At 36.8% G+C, this 21,696-nt stretch carries 17 protein-coding genes; all 17 read left to right on the top strand.

All coding sequences use genetic code 11. The features are described 5' to 3' along the window. Positions 1–197: 197 nt before the first annotated feature. On the top strand, positions 198–884 hold the full coding sequence (gene pcrB, locus OSO01_RS07235; RefSeq protein WP_147209763.1) for a heptaprenylglyceryl phosphate synthase: 687 nt from the start codon (positions 198–200) through the stop codon (positions 882–884). A 21-nt stretch (positions 885–905) separates the two neighbouring features. Then, the gene (gene pcrA, locus OSO01_RS07230) at positions 906–3,149 is read left to right on the top strand and encodes a DNA helicase PcrA (protein WP_147209762.1); all 2,244 of its coding nucleotides are present in this window, start codon (positions 906–908) and stop codon (positions 3,147–3,149) included. Positions 3,150–3,155: 6 nt separating this feature from the next. After that, positions 3,156–5,165 (top strand): NAD-dependent DNA ligase LigA, encoded by a 2,010-nt coding sequence (ligA, locus tag OSO01_RS07225; RefSeq protein ID WP_147209761.1) that lies wholly within the window; start codon positions 3,156–3,158, stop codon positions 5,163–5,165. Positions 5,166–5,171: 6 nt separating this feature from the next. Next, a complete protein-coding gene (locus tag OSO01_RS07220) occupies positions 5,172–6,284 on the top strand; it encodes a CamS family sex pheromone protein (protein WP_147209760.1) in 1,113 nt (370 codons plus the stop codon). A gap of 317 nt (positions 6,285–6,601) precedes the next feature. Continuing rightward, positions 6,602–7,870: a transcriptional regulator gene (locus tag OSO01_RS07215; RefSeq protein ID WP_147209759.1), complete on the top strand. Its 1,269-nt coding sequence runs from the start codon at positions 6,602–6,604 to the stop codon at positions 7,868–7,870. Between the two features lie 292 nt (positions 7,871–8,162). After that, a complete protein-coding gene (gene gatC / locus OSO01_RS07210) occupies positions 8,163–8,453 on the top strand; it encodes an Asp-tRNA(Asn)/Glu-tRNA(Gln) amidotransferase subunit GatC (RefSeq protein WP_147209758.1) in 291 nt (96 codons plus the stop codon). A 17-nt stretch (positions 8,454–8,470) separates the two neighbouring features. Next, on the top strand, positions 8,471–9,937 hold the full coding sequence (gatA, locus tag OSO01_RS07205) for an Asp-tRNA(Asn)/Glu-tRNA(Gln) amidotransferase subunit GatA (protein ID WP_147209757.1): 1,467 nt from the start codon (positions 8,471–8,473) through the stop codon (positions 9,935–9,937). Then, on the top strand, positions 9,937–11,367 hold the full coding sequence (gene gatB, locus OSO01_RS07200; RefSeq protein ID WP_147209756.1) for an Asp-tRNA(Asn)/Glu-tRNA(Gln) amidotransferase subunit GatB: 1,431 nt from the start codon (positions 9,937–9,939) through the stop codon (positions 11,365–11,367). Before gatA ends, gatB begins: the two co-directional genes overlap by 1 nt. A 504-nt stretch (positions 11,368–11,871) precedes the next feature. Beyond that, complete coding sequence (locus OSO01_RS07195) at positions 11,872–12,786, top strand: diacylglycerol kinase (RefSeq protein ID WP_147209755.1); 915 nt, start codon at positions 11,872–11,874, stop codon at positions 12,784–12,786. A gap of 200 nt (positions 12,787–12,986) precedes the next feature. Further along, complete coding sequence (gene rlmD / locus OSO01_RS07190; protein ID WP_147209754.1) at positions 12,987–14,369, top strand: 23S rRNA (uracil(1939)-C(5))-methyltransferase RlmD; 1,383 nt, start codon at positions 12,987–12,989, stop codon at positions 14,367–14,369. Positions 14,370–14,703: 334 nt separating this feature from the next. After that, complete coding sequence (locus OSO01_RS07185; RefSeq protein WP_147209753.1) at positions 14,704–15,318, top strand: PH domain-containing protein; 615 nt, start codon at positions 14,704–14,706, stop codon at positions 15,316–15,318. A gap of 149 nt (positions 15,319–15,467) precedes the next feature. Next, entirely contained in the window at positions 15,468–15,902 is a 435-nt protein-coding gene (locus OSO01_RS07180) for a VOC family protein (RefSeq protein WP_147209752.1), read from the top strand. A gap of 270 nt (positions 15,903–16,172) precedes the next feature. Continuing rightward, positions 16,173–17,162, top strand: coding sequence for an O-acetyl-ADP-ribose deacetylase (locus OSO01_RS07175; protein ID WP_147209751.1), 990 nt, complete (start codon positions 16,173–16,175; stop codon positions 17,160–17,162). Positions 17,163–17,254: 92 nt separating this feature from the next. After that, positions 17,255–17,908, top strand: coding sequence for a vWA domain-containing protein (locus OSO01_RS07170; RefSeq protein WP_147209750.1), 654 nt, complete (start codon positions 17,255–17,257; stop codon positions 17,906–17,908). A 418-nt stretch (positions 17,909–18,326) separates the two neighbouring features. After that, entirely contained in the window at positions 18,327–19,274 is a 948-nt protein-coding gene (locus OSO01_RS07165; RefSeq protein WP_147209749.1) for a Gfo/Idh/MocA family protein, read from the top strand. A gap of 17 nt (positions 19,275–19,291) precedes the next feature. Continuing rightward, entirely contained in the window at positions 19,292–21,220 is a 1,929-nt protein-coding gene (locus OSO01_RS07160; RefSeq protein WP_147209748.1) for a BglG family transcription antiterminator, read from the top strand. Between the two features lie 2 nt (positions 21,221–21,222). Then, complete coding sequence (locus OSO01_RS07155) at positions 21,223–21,669, top strand: PTS sugar transporter subunit IIA (protein ID WP_147209747.1); 447 nt, start codon at positions 21,223–21,225, stop codon at positions 21,667–21,669. Positions 21,670–21,696: the final 27 nt, after the last annotated feature.

Here is a 21,696-nt window from a genome sequence, read left to right as displayed (position 1 = left end):
TTCAATGGTGATGTTAAAAATTATGAAAGAGGTTCTATGTATTAGGGCTCCTTTTAAATCCAGGCAGATATTTATATGAAACAGCAGCTGGGCTTTATATAAAAGAACCATAAATCTTTACCTTATCCGTTCTAATAAATTGCCGATTTTTGTTATAATGAAGAAATGAATGTAACAATGGAGGATTAGTAACTAATATGAATATAAATGAATGGAAACATATGTTTAAATTGGATCCGGCAAAGGAAATATCTGATGAAGATTTAGATAAAGTATGTGAATCTGGGACTGATGCAATTATTGTCGGGGGTACAGATGATGTCACGTTAGATGGCGTTCTGGATTTATTGTCGAGAATACGCAGGGCTCACATGGTTCCGGTTGTTTTGGAAATATCTAATGAAGAGGCATTAACACCAGGGTTTGATTACTATTTTGTACCTTTGGTGCTGAATTCGAAAGAGAAAAAATATGTGATGGATATCCAACAGAAAGCCATCAAAGAATATATCGACATGATGGAGTATAGTGAGGTATACTTTGAAGGTTACTGCATTTTAAACCCGGAAGCAAAAGCCTTCCAGCATACGAATTGTGAGCTGCCGGAAACAGATGATGTAAAAGCATACGCTTATATGGCAGAGCATGTCTTTCATCTGCCTATTTTTTATGTGGAGTACAGTGGTATCTACGGTGATACAGAGGTTGTCCGTGAGGTGAAAGCAGAGCTTGATAAGACGAAGCTTTTCTACGGAGGAGGTATTGAGACTCCGGAGCAGGCTAAAGAGATGAAGGAACATGCTGACGCAATTATTGTTGGAAACAGCATTTATACGAATTTAAAACAAGCGCTCAAGACAGTGGACGCTGTTAAAAGAGAATAAGCTCAGGAAGGAAGATGTAACATGGAGCAAACGCTTGAAGCGATGATAAATACATTAAACCCGGAGCAGCAGAAGGCTGTACGGCATACAGAAGGGCCACTCCTGATTATGGCAGGGGCAGGCAGCGGGAAGACACGTGTATTAACACACCGGATTGCTTATTTGATGGGAGAAAAGGAAGTAGCTCCACAAAATATTCTGGCGATCACCTTTACCAATAAGGCTGCGAGAGAAATGAAGGAACGTGTAGCAAAACTGGTCGGTCCTCAAGGCCAATACATGTGGGTTTCTACCTTTCACTCGATGTGTGTCCGGATTTTACGCCGGGATATTGACCGGATTGGATACTCTTCGAACTTTTCTATTTTGGATAGTGGAGACCAATTATCTGTTATAAAGCAAGTTCTTAAAAATTTAAATATTGATCCAAAGAAATTTGATCCCCGGGCGATGCTTGGACAAATCAGTGCAGCAAAAAATGAACTGATTACGGAAGAAGAGTTTGCGAAAAATGCTGGTAACTTCTATGACCGGCAGGTGTCACAGGTCTATGAAGGCTATCAAAAAATGCTGCGGAAAAATCAATCCTTAGATTTTGATGACTTGATAATGCAAACCATCCATTTATTTGATCGCGTGCCAGAAGTTTTAGAATATTATCAGAGACGTTTTCAATATATCCATGTAGATGAGTATCAGGATACAAACCATGCGCAATACTACCTGGTAAAGCAGCTTGCTGAAAAGTATCAAAATTTATGTGTTGTCGGTGACTCGGACCAGTCTATTTACCGTTGGCGCGGGGCAGATATTACAAATATCCTGTCCTTTGAAAAAGACTACCCTTCTGTAAAAACAGTGATGCTGGAGCAAAATTACCGTTCTACCAAGTCTATTTTACAGGCAGCAAACAAAGTAATTGGAAATAATTCCGGCCGTAAGCCGAAAAATCTTTGGACGGATAATGATGATGGAAAAAAGATATCCTATTATAAAGGAGCAACTGAGCAGGAGGAAGCACTGTATGTTGCAGATACCATTCAGCAATTAACCCGATCAGGCAAATATCAGCCAAGTGATATTGCGATTTTATATCGTACCAATGCACAATCCCGTGCAATAGAGGACACCTTTGTAAAATCAGCTATCAGCTATCAGATGATCGGCGGCACGAAGTTCTATGACCGTAAAGAAATTAAGGATATGATTGCTTATTTAAGATTAATTACTAATCCTGATGATGATATCAGCTTTCAGCGCGTGGTAAATGAACCGAAAAGAGGAATTGGAAAAACATCGATTGAACGTCTGCAGGCATATGCTGCAGAGCATGATATTTCCCTTTATGAAGCAGTAAAGGAAGTTGATTTCACAGGTGTTTCGAAAAAAGCTGCCAATGCCTTAGCTGGATTTCTGGACCTTATTCGTTCTCTCACACAGCAGCAGGAATTTTTAACTGCAACGGACATGGTAGAAGCTGTCCTGGAGCGGACAGGTTACGAGGAAATGCTGAATAATGAACGTTCTATTGAGGCACAATCGAGATTAGAGAACTTAGAAGAGTTTAAAACCGTTACACAGGAATTTGAAAAAGCAAATGAAGATAAAACACTCATTGCCTTTTTAACTGATTTGGCATTGATTGCGGATATTGATCGTGTCGATGAAGAAGACCCTGATCACTCTCAAAAAATTACCATGATGACACTGCATGCAGCAAAAGGATTAGAATTCCCTGTTGTTTTCTTAATTGGAATGGAAGAGAACGTATTTCCGCATAGCCGTTCTATGTTTGATGAGGAAGAGATGGAGGAAGAGCGCCGTCTTGCTTATGTCGGCATTACAAGAGCGGAGCAGGAGCTCTACCTGACTCATGCGCAAATGCGTACATTATATGGGCGCACTAACATGAACCCGATCAGCCGTTTTATTGATGAAATCCCTGAGGAATTACTGGAAGGAAGAGAAGCGGCTCAAAAATCTCCATTTGGCGGAGGCGGCAGTTTGCAAAACAGATTTGGTATGAAGCACAAGCAGGAAGCTCCTCCCAAAAGACGTGCCGAGAAAATCCAAGGCCCTAAATCCAGCGGTGCAGAATCAAAAGACTGGTCGGTCGGTGATAAAGCAGCGCATAAGAAATGGGGAGTCGGAACTGTTGTAAGAGTCCAGGGTGAAGGGGATAAGCTGGAACTGGATGTAGCATTTCCAGCTCCAGTCGGAATCAAACGTCTTCTTGCAAAATTTGCCCCAATAACAAAGGAGTAAAGCAGAATGAATAAACAAGAAATAAAAGAACGTATGGACTCACTTGTAGAAGTACTTAACCAATATGGTTATTCCTATTATGTATTGGACAATCCGACTGTCCCTGACGCAGAATATGATAAGAAATTACGGGAACTTGAGGATTTAGAAAAAGAATATCCCGAATTTGCGAGAGAAGATTCTCCTACGCAGCGAATTGGCGGAGAGCCGCTCGATGCCTTTCGAAAGGTAACACATGAAACTCCGATGATGAGCTTAGGCAATGCTTTTAATGAACAGGATTTAAGAGACTTTGCCAGACGTGCTACAGAAGGAGTTTCCGGTGCTGTTACTTTTGTATGTGAACTGAAAATAGATGGTTTAGCCATTTCCCTGAAATTTCAGGATGGCAAGTTTGTTCTGGGCTCTACCAGAGGCGATGGGAGAGTCGGCGAGGATATTACATCTAACCTGCGCACGATACGAAGTATCCCATTAAGCATTAACGAACCTGGGACCTTAGAAGTCCGCGGGGAAGCTTTTATGCCGCATAAGTCTTTTTTAGCACTCAATGAAGAGCGGGAAGAAAAGGGGGAAGAGCCTTTTGCCAATCCAAGAAATGCAGCTGCCGGATCATTGAGACAGCTGGACCCGAAAATAGCAGCTAAGCGTAATCTGGATATTTTTCTGTACGGGGTGGGCGAATGGGATAATAACGATATAACAAGTCATAGCGAAAGTTTAGAGGCTTTGCATCAGCTTGGATTTAAAACAAACAAAGAATGGAAAAAAGCTGAGAGTATTGAAGAGGTTTTGGAGTATGTTGCATACTGGACGGAGCATCGTAAGGATTTAAATTATGAAATAGACGGCATAGTTGTAAAAGTAGACAGCCTGGATCATCAGGATGAACTAGGGTTTACTGCAAAAAGTCCGCGCTGGGCGATTGCTTATAAATTCCCTGCAGAAGAAGTAATAACAACATTAAAGGATATTCAATTAAGCATCGGCAGAACCGGGGTCGTAACTCCTACTGCAATTCTGGAGCCGGTTCGCATAGCGGGATCCACTGTGCAGCGGGCATCCCTGCATAATGAAGATTTAATTCGTGAGCAGGATATTCGGATCGGTGATCAGGTTGTTATCAAAAAAGCAGGAGATATTATTCCAAAGGTTGTCCGTTCGATTATCGAACAGCGGACAGGTGAAGAAGAAGAATTTCATATGCCTGAGAAATGTCCTGCATGCGGCAATGAACTTGTCCGTCTGGAGGGAGAAGTAGCATTACGCTGTATCAATCCGAATTGTCCGGCACAATTGATGGAAGGTTTGATCCATTTTGTATCCAGGAATGCGATGAATATTGACGGTTTAGGGGAAAAGGTAATTATTCAGCTTTTCCATGAGGATTTGGTTCATACCATTGCGGATTTGTATCGGCTGCAAAAAGAAGATCTGTTGAATTTAGAACGGATGGGCGAGAAGTCTGTTGCCAATCTTTTGAATGCAATAGAAGCCTCAAAGGAAAATTCTTTGGAAAGATTACTGTTTGGACTTGGCATCCGTTTTATCGGTTCTAAAGCAGCACAGATATTAGCAATGGAATTTGAGACAATGGAGCATCTGCAAAAAGCAACCTTTGAAGAGATTGTAGTCATTGAAGAAATAGGGGATAAAATGGCAGATTCGATTGTCCGTTATTTTGAAGAAGAAAAAGTTATACAGCTATTGAAGGAATTAAGTGAGTTAGGTGTGAATATGACATATACCGGTCAGCGAAGATCAGAAATTGCAACAGATAGCTTATTCTCTGGAAAAACAGTTGTATTGACTGGTAAAATGGAACAGTATACCAGAAAAGAAGCGAAAGAGCTGATTGAATCCTTAGGTGGATCCGTAACAGGCAGTGTAAGTAAAAAAACAGATTTAGTTATTGCCGGAGCAGATGCCGGTTCAAAGCTGGAAAAAGCTGAAAAGCTGGGCGTAGAAGTATGGGGCGAAACAGAGTTAAAAGAAGCGGCTCAGGGAGAGGAGTGATTAGCTTTGAAAAAATGGATAGCATCCATTGCTGTAATAGCGCTGATCTTAAGCGGATGTACGCAGCAATCATCAGATGAGGAAGAGGTTGTACAGGATGACCCGGAACAGGAAGAAACCTCCATCGTGCCAAGCAATAGACTTTCTGGTGATAATTACCGAATGATTTTACCGTATAAACCGAGTGAAGCAAGAGGAGTTATAACAAGACAGGTAGCAAATCGTGTGGATATTGATGAGATGGAAGAAGGGCTGCGCCGTCTTTCAAAGGATTACTATAACCCAGATGATTATTACTTCCAAGAAGGACAATATTTTGACTTCAGTCGTGTTACGGATTGGATAGATCAGCTGAATCCGGAAGTAGAAAAAGGCTCAGATGAAAAAACATTCCGGGAAAATCCGCGTTATCTGACGCATGTATTAGAGCAGAATTATTTAAAGTCCACGGAAGGCGGTAACGCTAATTTGGAAGGAATTTCTATTGGACTTGCGATGAAATCTGTTTATGAATTTCAGACAGATACTGGCGAACCCTCTCAATATGAAGAAATTTCTGAGAGTGAGATGATGGAACAGGCGACAGAGATTGCACAGAGTATTGTCAATGATATACGTGAAAATGACGAAGAATTAAGTGATATTCCTATTATGATTGCTGTATATAGAGAAGAAGAAAAATCTTCTCCTGTACCGGGAAATTTTGTTGCTAAAACAAGTGTTGCCGGTGGAAGCAATTCCATGGATGGCTGGGATGATGTAGAGGAAGAGAATATTCTTTTCCCATCTGATGAAGGACAGGAAAAATATTATGATGACCAGGAGCGTGTAACAAACTTCGGAAATGAAATTCGGAAATTTTTCCCTAACTACGTCGGTATGGTAGGAGAAGGCTTCTATATAGATGGAGAGCTGCAGAAATTACGTATTGATGTGCCAATCGAATTTTATGGCAAGGGAGAAATTATTGGATTTACGCAATATGTGGATGGACTTATTGACGATATATTTCCGAACTATTATGACATAGAGATTAATATTACCTCCAGCCAGAAGACGGAAAGCCTGCTGTACCGTAATGCCGGTGAAGATGATATTCAGGTTCATATTTATGATTAAGAAGGATAAATCTTTTAAACTTTAGAAAATTTACTGTTATTAGCTGTTTTATCAGTTAGTGGCAGTGGATTTTCTTTTTTTGAGAAAATTTTTCGGGAAAATGAATGTTAATTAGAGTTTTTGATGCTTATTTTCCCAAATTGAAGAGGGGCAGAGTATGGTACAATAAATGTATAGAAATTATAAAGGTAGAGGGAATAAGTTAATAAAATAGCTTACAAACTAATTAAAAACATTTGAACTGATTTTCTTTATTTATGAAAAGAAGAAATAGGATAAGCTATAAAAGTTTAAAAAATCGTGGGGTGAGAGAAAATATGATAGCAATCGGGACATACATTAAAATTCAACGCACGAAGCAGAAAATGACTTTAGGGGAGCTGTCGGAGGGAATTGTTTCCTTATCCTATTTATCTAAGATTGAAAATCAAAAAACAGAACCTAATGAGGATATAATAAGGAAATTATGTCAACGTCTGAGTATTACAACGGACCATAGTCAGGATGAGGAAATAGGAGAACTATGTAGGAACTGGTATACAATGCTGGATGAGAGCAGCAACGAGCATGATATGGAAGCATCATATAGAGAAATTCAGGATCTGATGGATAAAAACTATTCCAATCACCTTATTATGTTCGAGATTCATAAAATTAAATATTTTTTATTAATTGACAGAAAGGATCTTGCTGCCAATAAAATTACCCAATTAAAAGAAGCTGTGAATACATTCAGCATCGAAGAACAATATTACTGGTATAAATTTAACGGCCGCTATAGTTACGCCTTGAAGAACTACTATCACTCCATGTATCAATATAAACGGGCAGAAAAGATTACAGAGAGTTACCGGTTGGATGAGGAGGCGGAAGCTGACCTGAAGTATTGTATTTCTATGACGCATTCCAGGTTAAGAAATTCTCTGGAAGCAATTGAATATGCGGACGAAGCTCTGGAAATGTATATGAAACAATATAATTTCTTACGTTGTGCACGTGCCCACAATATCTTAGGGATATGTTATAGTCATATTAAATTTTATGAAAAGGCTCTTAAGAATTTCACGCTCGGCTTACAGCTTGCACAAACAATCAATGATAAAAATATAATTCAAAAAATCTACCAGAATATTGGTTATCTATATGCGTCGAAAGGTGATTCAACAAAAGCAATTGAATACTATAAAAAGGTTCTGGGTAATCAAGAGGTGCACGGTAGTATTAAAGTAGAGGTAGCATCGTTACTTGTACGTGAATACTATCATTCAAATTATTATGATGAAGCTGAAGAATACATTGATTATGGATTAAGTGCATTTTATGATCTGAAGGATAAACAGCCATACGTAATATATAAATATATTTTACGGAGCTACAGTTATTTATTAGATGAACAATTAGAACAGTTCGAGCAGTTGTTAGTTAATGATCTCCTGCCGTTGTTAAAGAAACAAAAGGACTATGGTAATTTCATTCTCTACTCTGAATTTTTAGCGAAGCATTATGAAAGTAATAATAATTACAAAGATGCTGCACAGCATTATAGAGAAGCAAGCCAAATTTACAAACATATAGCTCATATTTAGTGTTGTTTTAATATTTAAAACCAAGTTATTCTATGCTATTAATTGCACATATAGAATGATTTGGTTTTTTGTATTGAATGTATAAACTTGCCTTGTATGGGCTGGTTTTGCTATTATCAATAGTGTTAAATAAATTAACATTGTTTAATTATTATATAAAGTTAATTCTTATATTATGATATAATATTAATTTGTTGAACATTATAAATAACCCTGCAACCATGCTGGAATATAAGTGCTATTACGGTAGCATATTATAAATATAACTACTACAATTTTGGAGGTTAAACGAATGGCAGAGATTTCAAAAGAGCAAGTGAAGCACGTAGCTAATCTGGCACGCTTAGAATTTGATGATGAAGCCGTTGAGCAAATGGCGAACGAGCTGAGTGCAATCATTGAATATGCTGAACAGCTGAATGAGTTAGATACAGAGAATGTGAAGCCGACAACGCACGTATTGGATTTGAAAAATGTGATGCGTAAAGACGAACCTAAAAAATGGATTACACAAGAGGAAGCATTGAAGAATGCTCCAGATCAAAAAGATGGGCAGATCCTCGTGCCATCGATCTTAGAATAAAGGAGGGAATAGGATTCATGTCTTTGTTTGACTATACAATAAAAGAATTAGAAGCAAAATTACATAATCATGAGATTACTGTAGAAGATTTAGTAAAAGAGTCTTACGCACAAATTAAAAAAGTGGATGGAGATGTCCATGCATTCTTAACACTTGATGAAGAAAAAGCATTGGAAAAAGCGCGAGAATTGGACAAGTGCGAGGATAAATCCGGTATCTTATTCGGTATTCCGGCAGGTATTAAGGATAATATCGTAACGAAAGGGCTTCGTACTACCTGTGCAAGTCAGTTTTTAGATAACTTTACAGATCCGCTGTACAATGCAACCGTTGTTGACAAGCTGGATGCTGAAAATCCGGTTGCTGTCGGCAAATTAAATATGGATGAATTCGCAATGGGTTCTTCCAATGAAAATTCAGGATACGAACCGACTCGTAATCCATGGAATATAGATCATGTTCCCGGCGGTTCCAGTGGTGGATCAGCTGCAGCAGTAGCAGCAGGTGAAGTATTGTTTTCACTTGGTTCTGATACAGGCGGATCTATCCGTCAGCCGGCAGCATTCTGTGGAGTTGTAGGAATGAAGCCGACATATGGCCGTGTGTCTCGTTTTGGTCTTGTGGCATTCGCCTCTTCATTAGACCAGATTGGCCCGTTAACTCGTACAGTAGAGGATAATGCACGCGTGCTGGAAGTTATTGCTGGTCATGACAAAATGGATTCTACCAGTGCGGATGTAGATGTTCCGGCTTATACAGAAGCATTAACTGGTGACGTGAAAGGCTTAAAAATCGCTGTACCTAAGGAATACCTCGCAGAAGGTGTTTCTGAAGAAGTGAAGAATTCTGTGATGGAAGCATTAAAGGTCTATGAATCACTTGGTGCAACCTGGGAAGAGGTTTCTTTACCGCATTCTAAATATGCCTTGGCAACTTATTACCTACTATCATCCTCAGAAGCATCTGCGAACTTAGCACGTTTTGACGGCGTCCGCTATGGTGTTCGCTCAGAGAATGCAAAAAATATGCTGGATATGTTCGTGAAATCCCGCAGTGAAGGCTTTGGCGATGAAGTAAAACGCCGTATTATGCTTGGAACGTTTGCGCTTAGCTCCGGATACTACGATGCTTACTATAAAAAAGCGCAAAAGGTACGTACATTAATTAAAAATGATTTTGATAAAATTTTAGAAGAATATGATGTGATTGTTGGACCGACAACACCAACACCAGCGTTTAAAGTTGGAGAAAAAACAAGCGATCCTTTAACCATGTATGTGAATGATATCCTGACCATTCCTGTTAACTTAGCAGGTGTGCCTGGAATATCTATTCCATGCGGTTTCTCTGAAGAAGGGCTGCCGATCGGCTTGCAGATTATTGGAAACTATTTTGATGAAAGCACTGTTTATCGTGCTGCACACGCATTTGAACAAGCAACAGAACACCATAAAAAACGACCTCAACTGGGAGGTGCCAAGTAATGAATTTCGAAACAATTATTGGACTTGAGGTACACGTAGAACTAAAAACAGCATCAAAAATCTTCAGCCCGAGTACGAATGAATTTGGTTCAGCACCAAATACAAATGTGAATCCAATTGATTTGGGTTATCCCGGAACATTACCGGTGTTAAATGAAGAAGCGGTAAACTTTGCAATGAAGGCTGCAATGGCACTCAATTGCGAGGTAGCAACTGATACAAAATTTGATCGTAAAAACTATTTCTATCCAGATAATCCGAAAGCCTATCAAATCTCGCAATTTGATCAGCCAATTGGTGAGCATGGCTGGATTGAAATTGAAGTAAATGGCAAGAAGAAAAAAATCGGCATCACCCGCCTGCATTTAGAAGAGGATGCAGGAAAACTGACACATGGGGAAGATGGCTATTCCTATGTCGACTACAATCGTCAGGGAACACCATTGATTGAAATTGTGTCTGAACCGGATATGCGTTCTCCGGAAGAAGCTTATGCATACTTGGAGAAGCTGAAAAATATTATTCAATATACAGGTGTATCTGATGTGAAGATGCAGGAAGGTTCTTTGCGCTGTGATGCCAATATTTCACTACGTCCAATCGGACAAGAAGAATTTGGTACAAAAGCAGAATTGAAAAACTTAAACTCCTTCTCCTTTGTACAAAAAGGATTAGAATTTGAAGAAAAACGCCAGGAAAAAGTACTATTATCCGGTGGAGAAATCCTGCAGGAAACACGCCGTTACGATGAAAAAACAAAAGAAACCATTCTTATGCGTATCAAAGAAGGATCTGATGACTATCGTTATTTCCCAGAGCCGGATCTTGTTCCGCTGTATATTGATGAGGCATGGAAGGAACGAATCCGCAATGAAATTCCTGAGCTTCCAGATGCAAGAAGAGCCCGCTATGTGAGTGAGTTAGGTTTGTCTGAATATGATGCCAATGTTTTAACAGCGTCCAAGCAGATGTCTGATTTCTTTGAAGAAGCAGTAGGCTATGGAGCTGATGTGAAACAAGTATCCAACTGGTTAATGGGAGAAGTTTCCGCATATATGAATAAACATTATAAAGAAATTGAAGAGCTGGCCATTACACCAGATGCTCTGGCGAAAATGGTTAAACTGATTGAGGATGGTACAATCTCATCTAAAATTGCGAAGAAGGTATTCGCCGAACTGGTTGAAAATGGCGGAGATCCGGAAAAAATCGTTGAAGAAAAAGGTCTGGTTCAAATCTCTGATCCAGAGCAATTAAAACAGATTGTAAATGAAATTCTTGATCAAAATGAACAATCTATTATTGATTTCAAGGATGGAAAGAAAAAAGCAAAAGGCTTCCTGGTAGGGCAAATTATGAAAGCAACAAAAGGCCAGGCGAACCCGCCGCTTGTAAATCAGATTCTTGCAGCCGAGCTAGAGAAAAGATAAGCTCTCTTGATAAAAAAGCAAAAAGAATAGGTAATACCTAACAGATGGGCTGTCGCAGAAATTAGATGTGGCAGCCTATCCAATGGGAAAAAGATGAAAAAATCATTAGCAGTCGTTGTAGAAAACAGTTTCATTTTATCGAAGCCTGTTATTTTTTGTTCATTTTGCTTTTCAAACATATAAAAAAGGGCTATGATATGGATTAGGTGAGTTTGTTTAATAGGGAAGCATATAGTATGGTTTCAGAGATTTTTTCTGGAGACTTAAATATATGAATAACTTTATCTAACATCATAAAAGCGATCACCTCACTGGAATTTATTTTTATATGTGAGGTTTCATTTTATAAGCTTTTTACAATGTATTATATATTTTTTAGCTAAGTTCTATGCAATGTATGTAACAAAGTAAAAACCTCTCAATAATCGAGGTTCACTTTAATTTATACGTGTCTGACAAAATCCAAATTACAATATCGACTGGACCGTATGGGGAGGAAAGAACATGAAAAAGGCCCGAATCATTTATAACCCAACTTCGGGACGCGAAGCTGTCAAAAAAGAATTGCCAAATATCTTGGAAAAGCTGGAAAGAGCGGGGTATGAGACATCAGCACATGCAACGACCTGTGAGGGAGATGCAACTGCTGCAGCAAAAACGGCTGTGGAAAGAGGCTATGATTTAATTGTTGCTGCCGGTGGTGACGGTACTATTAATGAAATCATTCACGGAATGGCAGAACAGGAGCATCGGCCAAAGCTGGCAATCTTACCTGCCGGAACTACAAACGATTTTGCCAGAGCGCTCAGTATTCCTAAGGATATCGGTAAAGCAGCTGACATTATTTTGGAAGGTAATTCGATGAAATTAGATATTGGAAAAGTGAATGAGCATTATTTTATCAATATTGCTGGAGGCGGGAAGCTGACAGAATTAACATATGATGTGCCCAGTAAATTAAAAACAATGATAGGCCAATTGGCATATTATATGAAAGGTATTGAAATGCTCCCTTCCTTAAAAGCGGCCAGGGTAAAGATTGAATATGATGATCAGGTGCTGGAAGAGGATATTATGCTTTTTCTAATTTCTAATACGAATTCCGTCGGCGGTTTTGAAAAGCTTGCTCCTGATGCGCGTTTAAATGACGGGTATTTTGATGTTCTGATTTTAAAGAAAACAAATCTGGCAGAGTTTATTCAAATTGCTACACTCGCACTTCGGGGAGAGCATTTAAAAAGTAAGAATATTATCTATACACAGGCAAAGCGTGTTAAGGTTACCAATGAGGAAAAAATGCAACTGAACATTGATGGAGAATATGGCGGCCTGCTTCCTGGAGAATTTATTAATCTACAGGAGCATATTGAGTTCATGGTTCCAGCTGAATTTATTGAACACCAGGAAGATTTGAAATAATTTTGAAAGCCTCTGAACATGACATTGTTTTGGAGGCTTTTATTATGCGTATGTAGTTTTTTCTGGAAAAGCACGGAACAAGATAAAACTGCCATTCCTTACGTCAAGAAAGCCTAATAAATGAGGACAGTTGTTGTTCTCTAAACGGGTATGATAAAATAAGGTATTAAAATCGATTACGAAAATAGAGGAAGATAAAAATGGCGAAATCACCAGGAAATACTCCTGTCCAAAAAAATGAACAATTAACTATTACGATTGAGGATATGACCCATGAAGGAAGCGGGGTAGGAAAAGTAGACGGTTACCCTTTATTTATTCCTAAGACCCTGCCGGGAGAAGAAGCAGTGATCAAAGTAGTTAAAGTAAATAAAAACTATGGCTTCGGGAAGCTGTTAGAATTGAAGAAAACAAGCCCTGAACGTGTAGAGCCGACCTGCCATGTCTATTGCGGAGGATGTCAGCTTCAGCATATGAGCTACTCTCTTCAATTGCAGATGAAGCAGAATCAGGTCCATAACGTGATGAAAAAAGTAGCACATCTGGAGCATGTTCTTATTTCTCCGATTATTGGTATGGATGACCCTTCTCATTATCGAAACAAGATTCAAATTCCTGTTGATGAAAAAAACGGTGAATTAATCACAGGCTACTACCAGAAAAGAAGCCACCGGATTTTAAAAAATCAAGATACCTGCTATGTTCACAGTCATGCAATGAATGAGGTTCTTCCATTTGTTCGTCATTTAATGAATAAATATGGCGTCAAAGCTTATGATGAAAAAACGCATCGCGGCGAATTGCGCCATATTATGATTCGGACAGGCCATTTCACAGGTGAAATGATGGTTGTCTTTGTGACTCGTACAGCAAAGCTGCCCGCAAAAGAACAAATTATTGAAGAATTGACAGAAAAATTCCCTTTTATCAGTTCGATCGTGCAGAATATTAATGATCAGCGTACGAATGTTATTTTAGGGAAAAAGACGAAAGTGCTATGGGGAGCAGCCTACATTCATGATACAATAGGCGACCTTACCTTTGCGATTTCTCCGAAGTCATTTTATCAGGTCAATCCGGTTCAGACAAAAGTGCTTTATGATAAAGCTTTGGAATATGCCAATATTGATGAAAATGATGTTGTAATTGATGCATATTGCGGGATAGGAACAATTTCTCTTTTCCTTGCTCAAAAAGCTAAAAAAGTCTACGGAATTGAAGTTGTTCCAGAAGCCATTGAAGATGCAAAGAAAAATGCAGAGCGCAACGGAATAGATAATGCTGAATTTACAGTAGGACGGGCTGAAAAGGTGATGCCTAAGTGGAAGAAGGAAGGGCTGAAACCGGATGTGATTGTCGTTGATCCTCCAAGAAAAGGCTGTGATCCTGAGTTTCTGGATGCAATGATTGCAATGGAACCGAAGCGAATTGTTTATGTTTCCTGTAATCCTTCGACGTTAGCTAGGGATTTAAGGATTTTGGAGGATGGCGGTTTTGAGACGAAGGAAGTTCAGCCGGTGGATATGTTTCCGAATACGGGGCACGTGGAGGCTGTAACGTTGCTATGTCGTCAGAATACGTAGAAATCCTTAATTTCAAGGCGTTTTACAAGCATTCCTACTTTGAGACAAATGGTGAAAATGGCAGAAAAAAAGTGATAAAAAACCACATTAATGTTTCAGTAGGAATTGACCTGGAATATGGTAATACAAAAGAATAAAGAGAAAAAGGTGCTATTACAAATAGTGCCTTTTTCATCTGTTTATGCCTATTCATATATTTTTCACCCTGAAATTTTCTAATAATAGATAATTACGATAAAATAATATTGTTAAAATAAATTACTACAGAATCAACTCTCAGTTCTGAATGAATAATTTCCGCTTAGAGAAGATTTATTGGAGGAGGAATTGCTGCATGTTTAAAAAGATTGCTAGTGATGCATTAGGATTAAGTGATATTGGAAAAATTATTCGCCCGGATGATTTCGATAAAACGGAATCAGATGATTACGTATTGCATGAAGAAGGAGAGCAAATTCATTTTCTGATTAAATCTAAATCAGATGAGTATTGCTTTACAAACCGTGCCCTGATCCACTTAGATGGGGAAAAGGCAACAAGTAGTAAGCGGAATATTTATCGCTATGATTACTATCGCTATCCTATTCAAAATATTTCCGTTGAAACGGCTGGTACGATTGATCTCGATCTTGAAATAAAATTTACAATCGGCAGTCAGCCTATTTCTGTAGATATAGAGAAAAAAGAAGGCGAGGCTATTGCTGATTTATATAAATCATTAGTTACTATTTCACATATCCAGGACAGTGATGCACGTGTTAAAGGCTATGCAAAAGATAGTCTGGAATTATCCAAAACTTTATTCACTGACAATCGTTTCCAGGAAGGAACCATTGCTAATGAATTTGAAAAAGCTGCTAAATTTGCTTTTGATTGGCTAAATACAACATACAATGAGAATACAAGAAAAGATTTTGGCGATATCTTTAATAAATATATCCAAAATTAATAAGGATTATTTTTAATGAATGATGTTTCTTGATATAATACTGCAATCTGGTTTTCGTCAGTAGCTTCTGAATAAAAACAAGTGCATTGCAGAAGATAGAAGAACAATCGATAGCCATGAAAAATAATTAAAAGTCAGGAGAATGCCAAATGTTCAATGGAGTGGAATTTGATTTTGTTGTAAAAGACAGCAAAGCTGCGCTGGAGCAATACAAATCTATTTTTGATGTAGAAGTAGTAGAGGTGACAAATTTTAAGACAGGAAACAATGAAGCGGTGTTCAATATCTTTGGCACACGTTTTCATATGCTTGATGAGAATCCTGAATATCAGTTATTTGCTCCGAAAGAAGGGGATACGCAATCATTTTGGTTTAATGTCGTAGTCCCAAACATTCAAGAAACATATGACAAAGCGATGGCTGCTAATGCAACAGAAATTCAGCCTGTCACGAAAATGGAGGAAATGGGTATTTCTAATGCCATGTTTTCCGATAGCTATGGGTATGTATGGATGTTACATGAGATTCATCGTGAGGTGTCCTTTGAAGAACGCGTAGATATTTTAAGTAAAGATTTTGAATAAGTATTCTGTGCTTAAATAGCGCAGGATTTTTAAAGGACAAACAGCTTTCTATTATACATTAATTTATTGAAGAAGGGCGCTTACTAATTCCTTTATGGAAGATAGAAGCGTCTTTTTAGTTAAAAAACTATTTTTAATAAAAAATTCATATGAGAAATGCAAATATAGTTGCTGCCACCCCTTTGGATATTTCTATCTTCATTTGCAACCATATACTAACTTTTCTATAAACATGATAAAATGTAAAGCAAGTCATCTGGAGGTGTCTTTATGCCATTTCAAATTATTCGCAACGATATAACAAAAGTCCAGACAGATGCAATTGTGAATCCAGCTAATTCCACTTTGCTTGGAGGAGGCGGAGCTGATGGAGCAATTCATAGAGTGGCAGGACCTGAATTATTAGAGGAATGCCGCACTCTTGGAGGATGTAAAACAGGACAGGCTAAAATAACAAAGGGCTATCAGTTACCGGCCGAGTATGTTATTCACACTGTCGGACCAGTCTGGCATGGCGGAAAAAGTAATGAAGAGAAATTGCTGTCGGATTGCTATCGGCATTCCCTTGCATTAGCAAAGGAATATCAATTAGAGAGCATTGCTTTTCCACTCATCTCTTCGGGTGTTTACGGATATCCCAAGGATAAAGCGTTTAAAGTGGCAGTCTCCGTAATTAGCGATTTTTTGTTACAGAATGAGATGCAGGTTTATCTTGTTGTGTTTGATAATGCCGCATTTACCTTGTCAGAGAAGCTGTTTTCATCCATTAAGCAATATATTGATGATAAGTATGTAGAAGAACAGCCTGTAGATCGGAGAAATCGGTATGATGAAGTACGTCTTTTTAAAGAGGCTTCTCTGGGAGAACCAGAGGATGAATATGTAAGCAAGAGAAACTTAACAGATGTTGTTAACGGTATGGAAGCAACTTTTTCACAGATGCTGCTGCGCTTGATTGATGAAAAAGGTATGTCAGATGCAGAAGCGTATAAAAAAGCAAATATCGACCGGAAGCTGTTTTCAAAAATCCGTAATGATGTTCATTATCAGCCAAGTAAGTCTACAGTTATTTCCTTTGCGATGGCATTAAAGCTAAATCTTGATGAAACAAGGGATTTGTTACTTCGTGCCGGCTTTGCACTTTCACGAAGCAGTAAATTTGATATTATCATCGAGTATTTTATTGAAAAAGAAAATTATAATATTTTGGAGATCAATGAAGCTTTATTTGCTTTTGATCAAAAGCTTCTGGGAGTGTAAAGCACAGCAGAAATATGTCGCTTTGTATGCGACCTTTTTATTCATAGAGAATGATATTCTATCATCATAATAAGTGATTAGGAGATGATAGAATGAAAAAAGATTTAACAGAACTTGTATTTATTTTAGACGGAAGTGGTTCAATGAGAGGGCTTGAAGGAGAGACAATCTATGGATATAACACCCTCCTGGAGAAGCAGAAAAAGGAACCTGGTAATGCTGTTGTGACGACTGTTTTATTTGATAATGAGTATGAATTGCTGCATGATCGGGTGAATATTCAAGATATCGGGCCAATCACAGATAAAGAATATAATGTAAAAGGGTTTACGGCGCTTTTAGATGCAGCAGGAAAGACCGTGAACAACATCGGCAATGCATTAAAAAATACAGTTGAAGCGGAACGGCCGGAAAATGTGATGTTCGTCATTATTACGGATGGCCTGGAAAACGCAAGCCGGGAATTCGATTATGAAAAAGTCCATAAGATGATTGAACATCAAAAGAGTAAATATAACTGGGAATTTATTTTTCTTGGTGCAAATATCGATGCAGTTGCTGCAGCCGGCCGTTTTGGCATCGGAAAAGACAGAGCAGCAAATTACCATGCAGATAGTGTGGGGACCTCGCTTAATTATGATGTTATCAGTGAAACAGTAAGTCATTTTCGCTCCAATCATAGTATTTCCGAGAACTGGAAGGAACAGCTTGAAGATGATTTCGGGATGCGGGATGGTCAGGAATAAAAGTCTCAGTATTAATTTTTCTGTTGTATTTAAGTATAGTGTAAAAACAAGTGTGTGATTGTAATCTTTATGAGACCATTAATCGGGGGGAGAACTCCTTCGATTAATGGTTTTTTAGAAAGATAGGATAAATAAAAATATGAAGTTAAAACTGTGACCTTGAAATTCATAATAAGAATACTCTCCTAAATACTTACATTTAATTATCAAGGGAGCAGCTGGCCCAAATTGTAAGTCTGAACTGGTTGTATCAGGAACGAATAACTTGTATTAAAAAGTATATAAATTCATCTGTATAGCAATTTTTATTCTGCTGTTGTTTGGTCAATGTCGTAAAAAAAAGATTTATTGAATGCCCTTTTTAAATAAAATGCCTGCTATACTTTAATCAAATCTTAAAAGGAAGCGAGGTAATAATGTGAATTGGGGGATTATAGGTCTTGGAAATATTGCTCACGAATTTGCTGAAAGTATGGAAGCAGCAGGGTCTGTTTATGGGGTCAGCTCAAGAAATTATCAAAAAGCTTTAGATTTTCAAAATCAGTACAATATTAAGAAGGTATATAAATCATATGAAGAATTATTAAACGATAGGGATATTGATATTGTGTATATAGCTACCGTTAATTCACAACATTATCAAAACATCATGGATTGTTTAAAGAGTGGGAAGCATGTTTTATGTGAAAAAGCGATTTGGGATAACTATGAGGAACTGAAAAAAGCTTATTTATATGCACAAGAACATGATTTGATACTAGCTGAGGCAATGACAATTTATCATATGCCGCTTTTTACCGAAATTAAAAACTTAATAGAGCAAGGGAAACTGGGAAAAATAAAATATGTTAATGCTAATTTAGGTAGCTTAAAAGAAGATAACCCTTCGAATCGTTTTTTTAGTAAGGAATTAGGTGGTGGTGCCATGCTTGATATTGGCACATATGTGTTATCATTCTTACGTTTTTTTCTGCAAGATGAAATTATCGAGATAAAGCATGTAATGTCAAAATATAAAACAGGTGTTGATGAGATGTGGAGTATAGCCGTTAAAACAGATAAGGATATTATCGGAAACGCAAACATAACATTTCGATCAAAACTCCCTAAAAAAGCAATTATTGCTGGAGAGAAAGCTTATATAACAATCGATAACTATGTCAGAGCTGATAAAGCTGTCGTTACCTATCCTGATGGGAAAAAAGAAACGATTAAATGCGGAAATACAAATAATGCCTTAATGTATGAAATTTTAGATATTGAAGAAACAATCAAGAATAGGAAAGCAGGCAAAGATTATATAAATCAAACGATGGATGTTGTGTATCTTATGGATAAATTACTTACAATTGAAGGGCTAAAATAAAGTTTAGGGAGAATATTATGAAGAAACCAACAGTTGAGGATATCATTTATTATCTGCTTGAATGTTCATGTCCTGTAACGATTAAGGAAATTTCAAGACATTTTATGATTTCAGAAAAAACAGTGTGGAATAGACTTCATAATGAAATGTTGAATCAATTATTAGGGAATCGTGTTAAATTAATTCTAAAAAACAATGTTGGTATATATTTAGAAGGCGAAACAGAAGAATTAGGATCTTTAAAACGAAGAATTTTAAAAAGCCTTGGTTCAAAAAATTATCAGCATGAATTAAGACAAAATCATATTTTATTGGATTTGTTACTTGGAAAAGAAGAATATACAATTAAAGGATTAATGGACCGGCATCTAGTTTCGAGAAATCATATCATTCAAGATTTAAATGATTTGCAAAAATATATTGAGCCTCTGGACCTTGTTATTAAGAAAACACAAAATTCAGGGGTTAGTATTTTAGGAGATGAAATCTTAATAAGGCAGCTTCTTGAGAAAACTATTTTGCAAACAAGCTTTTTTTATAAGAAAAGCTTAAATAAAGATATAAAGTTTGATGAAGGGATTCAAATGGTTCTGGATGAACTTCTTCTGGAAAAAGAATTGGTTAGAGCCATTTATGTAGTTGAGAAAGTTCAACAGAAAATATTAAAACCCTTTACTGATGAAGGTAGAAAAGAGTTGATTCTTCAAATAATAATCAGTCAATATCGCAGCAGTATAGATAATGATATCCAATATGTAGAATACGATTTGGATAAAGATAAAATCCGATTTAGAGAATTTATCAAACTATTCTTAGATAACCAAATTTTCCTCAAAGAAAATGATTATATATATTTATGGAAAAGATGTGTTTTGAACCGTTTTGCATCCAATGATGACTATCAAATAAATAATAAATTATTAGAAATGTCCCGAAGCCTGTTAAATTCGATTATGGATATTAAATATAATGAAGAAAATGAACTTTTAATTAAAAATTTGGCGTATCATTTATCCCAGGCTATTAATCGAAGTAAAGAAGGGATAAAACCCAATAATCCAATATTACCCAAAATAAAACAAGAATACGGGAAATTTTATTCGATGGTGCTTACCAATGTTCAAATAATTGAAGAAGAATTTAATGTATCATTTAATGAAGATGAAATAGGTTTTATAACGATATACATTAGTTCAATTTATGAAACAAACCTTAATAAAGAATTTCATAAGGTTTTATTGATTAGTGATAGCGGGATTGGTCAAACTCAATTAATGGCAATGCGGCTTATGAAAAAATTTCAAAATTTATTAATACATGATATGAAAACTACAATGAACATTGAAGAATTTCAATTACAAAATTGTGATGTGATTTTAACCACAAGACCTATTCTAACTAAACCAATTTATAGAAACAAGATAATAAGAATCTCAAATTTTGTGAGTGAGGATGATATTGAAAAAATTAAAGAGCACTTAAATAAAAAATATATCTTAAAAACTAATGAAAACGATTTCCTTAATAATGATATCGATTTTAGGTTCTTTCGAAGTGATTCTGATAGCAGGGAAGATATATTAAATAGATATATTCAAATTGCAACAAATGAAGAGTATTGTACAAATAGGTTATTAGAAAGTGTATTTGAGCGTGAAAAAAGATCATCTACTTCAATAGGGCAAGGAATCGCCATACCACATGGGAACAGTGCATATATTAAAAAACAAGCTGTATTTATTATCAAAAATAATAAAAAAGTGTCATGGGGAAAGGAAGAAGTCGATATCGTATTACTTTTGCTATTAAGATTTGAAAAACTGAGTGAAAATAGAAACTTTTTTGTCAGACTATATAGCTGTTTAGAAAGAACTGAATTAATTAGAAATATTGATAATGAAAATCAATTAGAAGAATTGAAAAAGTATATTTTAAAAGGAGATTGAAAATGAAGTTTGAACAACTATTCTCTAGAAATAGAGTTTTATTTGAATATGAATTAACTAAACACGAATTAATTAAGAAAATGTGTGTAGCTTTCTTTGAAGACGGAATAGTCTCAAATTTAGAACAATTTGAATTGGATATTTATAAAAGAGAAGAAGAATATAGCACCTATGTCGGGCACGGAATAGCTATTCCTCATGCTATTTCAAAACAGGTTAAGGAAGCTGGGATTTGTTTTTTAAAACTAGAACATAACCTCTCATATGGAGAAAGGGAAGAAGATGTAAGATTGGTATTTATGCTGGCTATTCCTGAAAATTCAAGCGAAAACCATTTACGAATATTAAGTTCACTTGCGAAAAATCTAATGAAAGAAGATTTCAGGAAATTATTGGAATATTCTAACGATATTGATGATTTTTACAGAGCAATTAAAACAATTCAATAACGGTTGTATTCATTTATATCTAACAAA

The organism is Oceanobacillus sojae, from assembly GCF_007991515.1.
In the GTDB taxonomy this organism is placed as follows: domain Bacteria; phylum Bacillota; class Bacilli; order Bacillales; family Amphibacillaceae; genus Oceanobacillus; species Oceanobacillus sojae.
This window is presented reverse-complemented; position numbering and strand designations above follow the sequence as displayed.

What these genes read in the sequence shown, in the direction of transcription:
- OSO01_RS07195 (WP_147209755.1), top strand. Translation starts at nt 11,872, where the DNA reads ATGAAAAAGGCCCGAATCATTTATAACCCAACTTCGGGACGCGAAGCT.
- OSO01_RS07155 (WP_147209747.1), top strand. Translation starts at nt 21,223, where the DNA reads ATGAAGTTTGAACAACTATTCTCTAGAAATAGAGTTTTATTTGAATAT.
- gatA (WP_147209757.1), top strand. Translation starts at nt 8,471, where the DNA reads ATGTCTTTGTTTGACTATACAATAAAAGAATTAGAAGCAAAATTACAT.
- OSO01_RS07215 (WP_147209759.1), top strand. Translation starts at nt 6,602, where the DNA reads ATGATAGCAATCGGGACATACATTAAAATTCAACGCACGAAGCAGAAA.
- OSO01_RS07175 (WP_147209751.1), top strand. Translation starts at nt 16,173, where the DNA reads ATGCCATTTCAAATTATTCGCAACGATATAACAAAAGTCCAGACAGAT.
- gatB (WP_147209756.1), top strand. Translation starts at nt 9,937, where the DNA reads ATGAATTTCGAAACAATTATTGGACTTGAGGTACACGTAGAACTAAAA.
- pcrB (WP_147209763.1), top strand. Translation starts at nt 198, where the DNA reads ATGAATATAAATGAATGGAAACATATGTTTAAATTGGATCCGGCAAAG.
- OSO01_RS07160 (WP_147209748.1), top strand. Translation starts at nt 19,292, where the DNA reads ATGAAGAAACCAACAGTTGAGGATATCATTTATTATCTGCTTGAATGT.
- OSO01_RS07185 (WP_147209753.1), top strand. Translation starts at nt 14,704, where the DNA reads ATGTTTAAAAAGATTGCTAGTGATGCATTAGGATTAAGTGATATTGGA.
- ligA (WP_147209761.1), top strand. Translation starts at nt 3,156, where the DNA reads ATGAATAAACAAGAAATAAAAGAACGTATGGACTCACTTGTAGAAGTA.
- OSO01_RS07170 (WP_147209750.1), top strand. Translation starts at nt 17,255, where the DNA reads ATGAAAAAAGATTTAACAGAACTTGTATTTATTTTAGACGGAAGTGGT.
- rlmD (WP_147209754.1), top strand. Translation starts at nt 12,987, where the DNA reads ATGGCGAAATCACCAGGAAATACTCCTGTCCAAAAAAATGAACAATTA.
- pcrA (WP_147209762.1), top strand. Translation starts at nt 906, where the DNA reads ATGGAGCAAACGCTTGAAGCGATGATAAATACATTAAACCCGGAGCAG.
- OSO01_RS07180 (WP_147209752.1), top strand. Translation starts at nt 15,468, where the DNA reads ATGTTCAATGGAGTGGAATTTGATTTTGTTGTAAAAGACAGCAAAGCT.
- gatC (WP_147209758.1), top strand. Translation starts at nt 8,163, where the DNA reads ATGGCAGAGATTTCAAAAGAGCAAGTGAAGCACGTAGCTAATCTGGCA.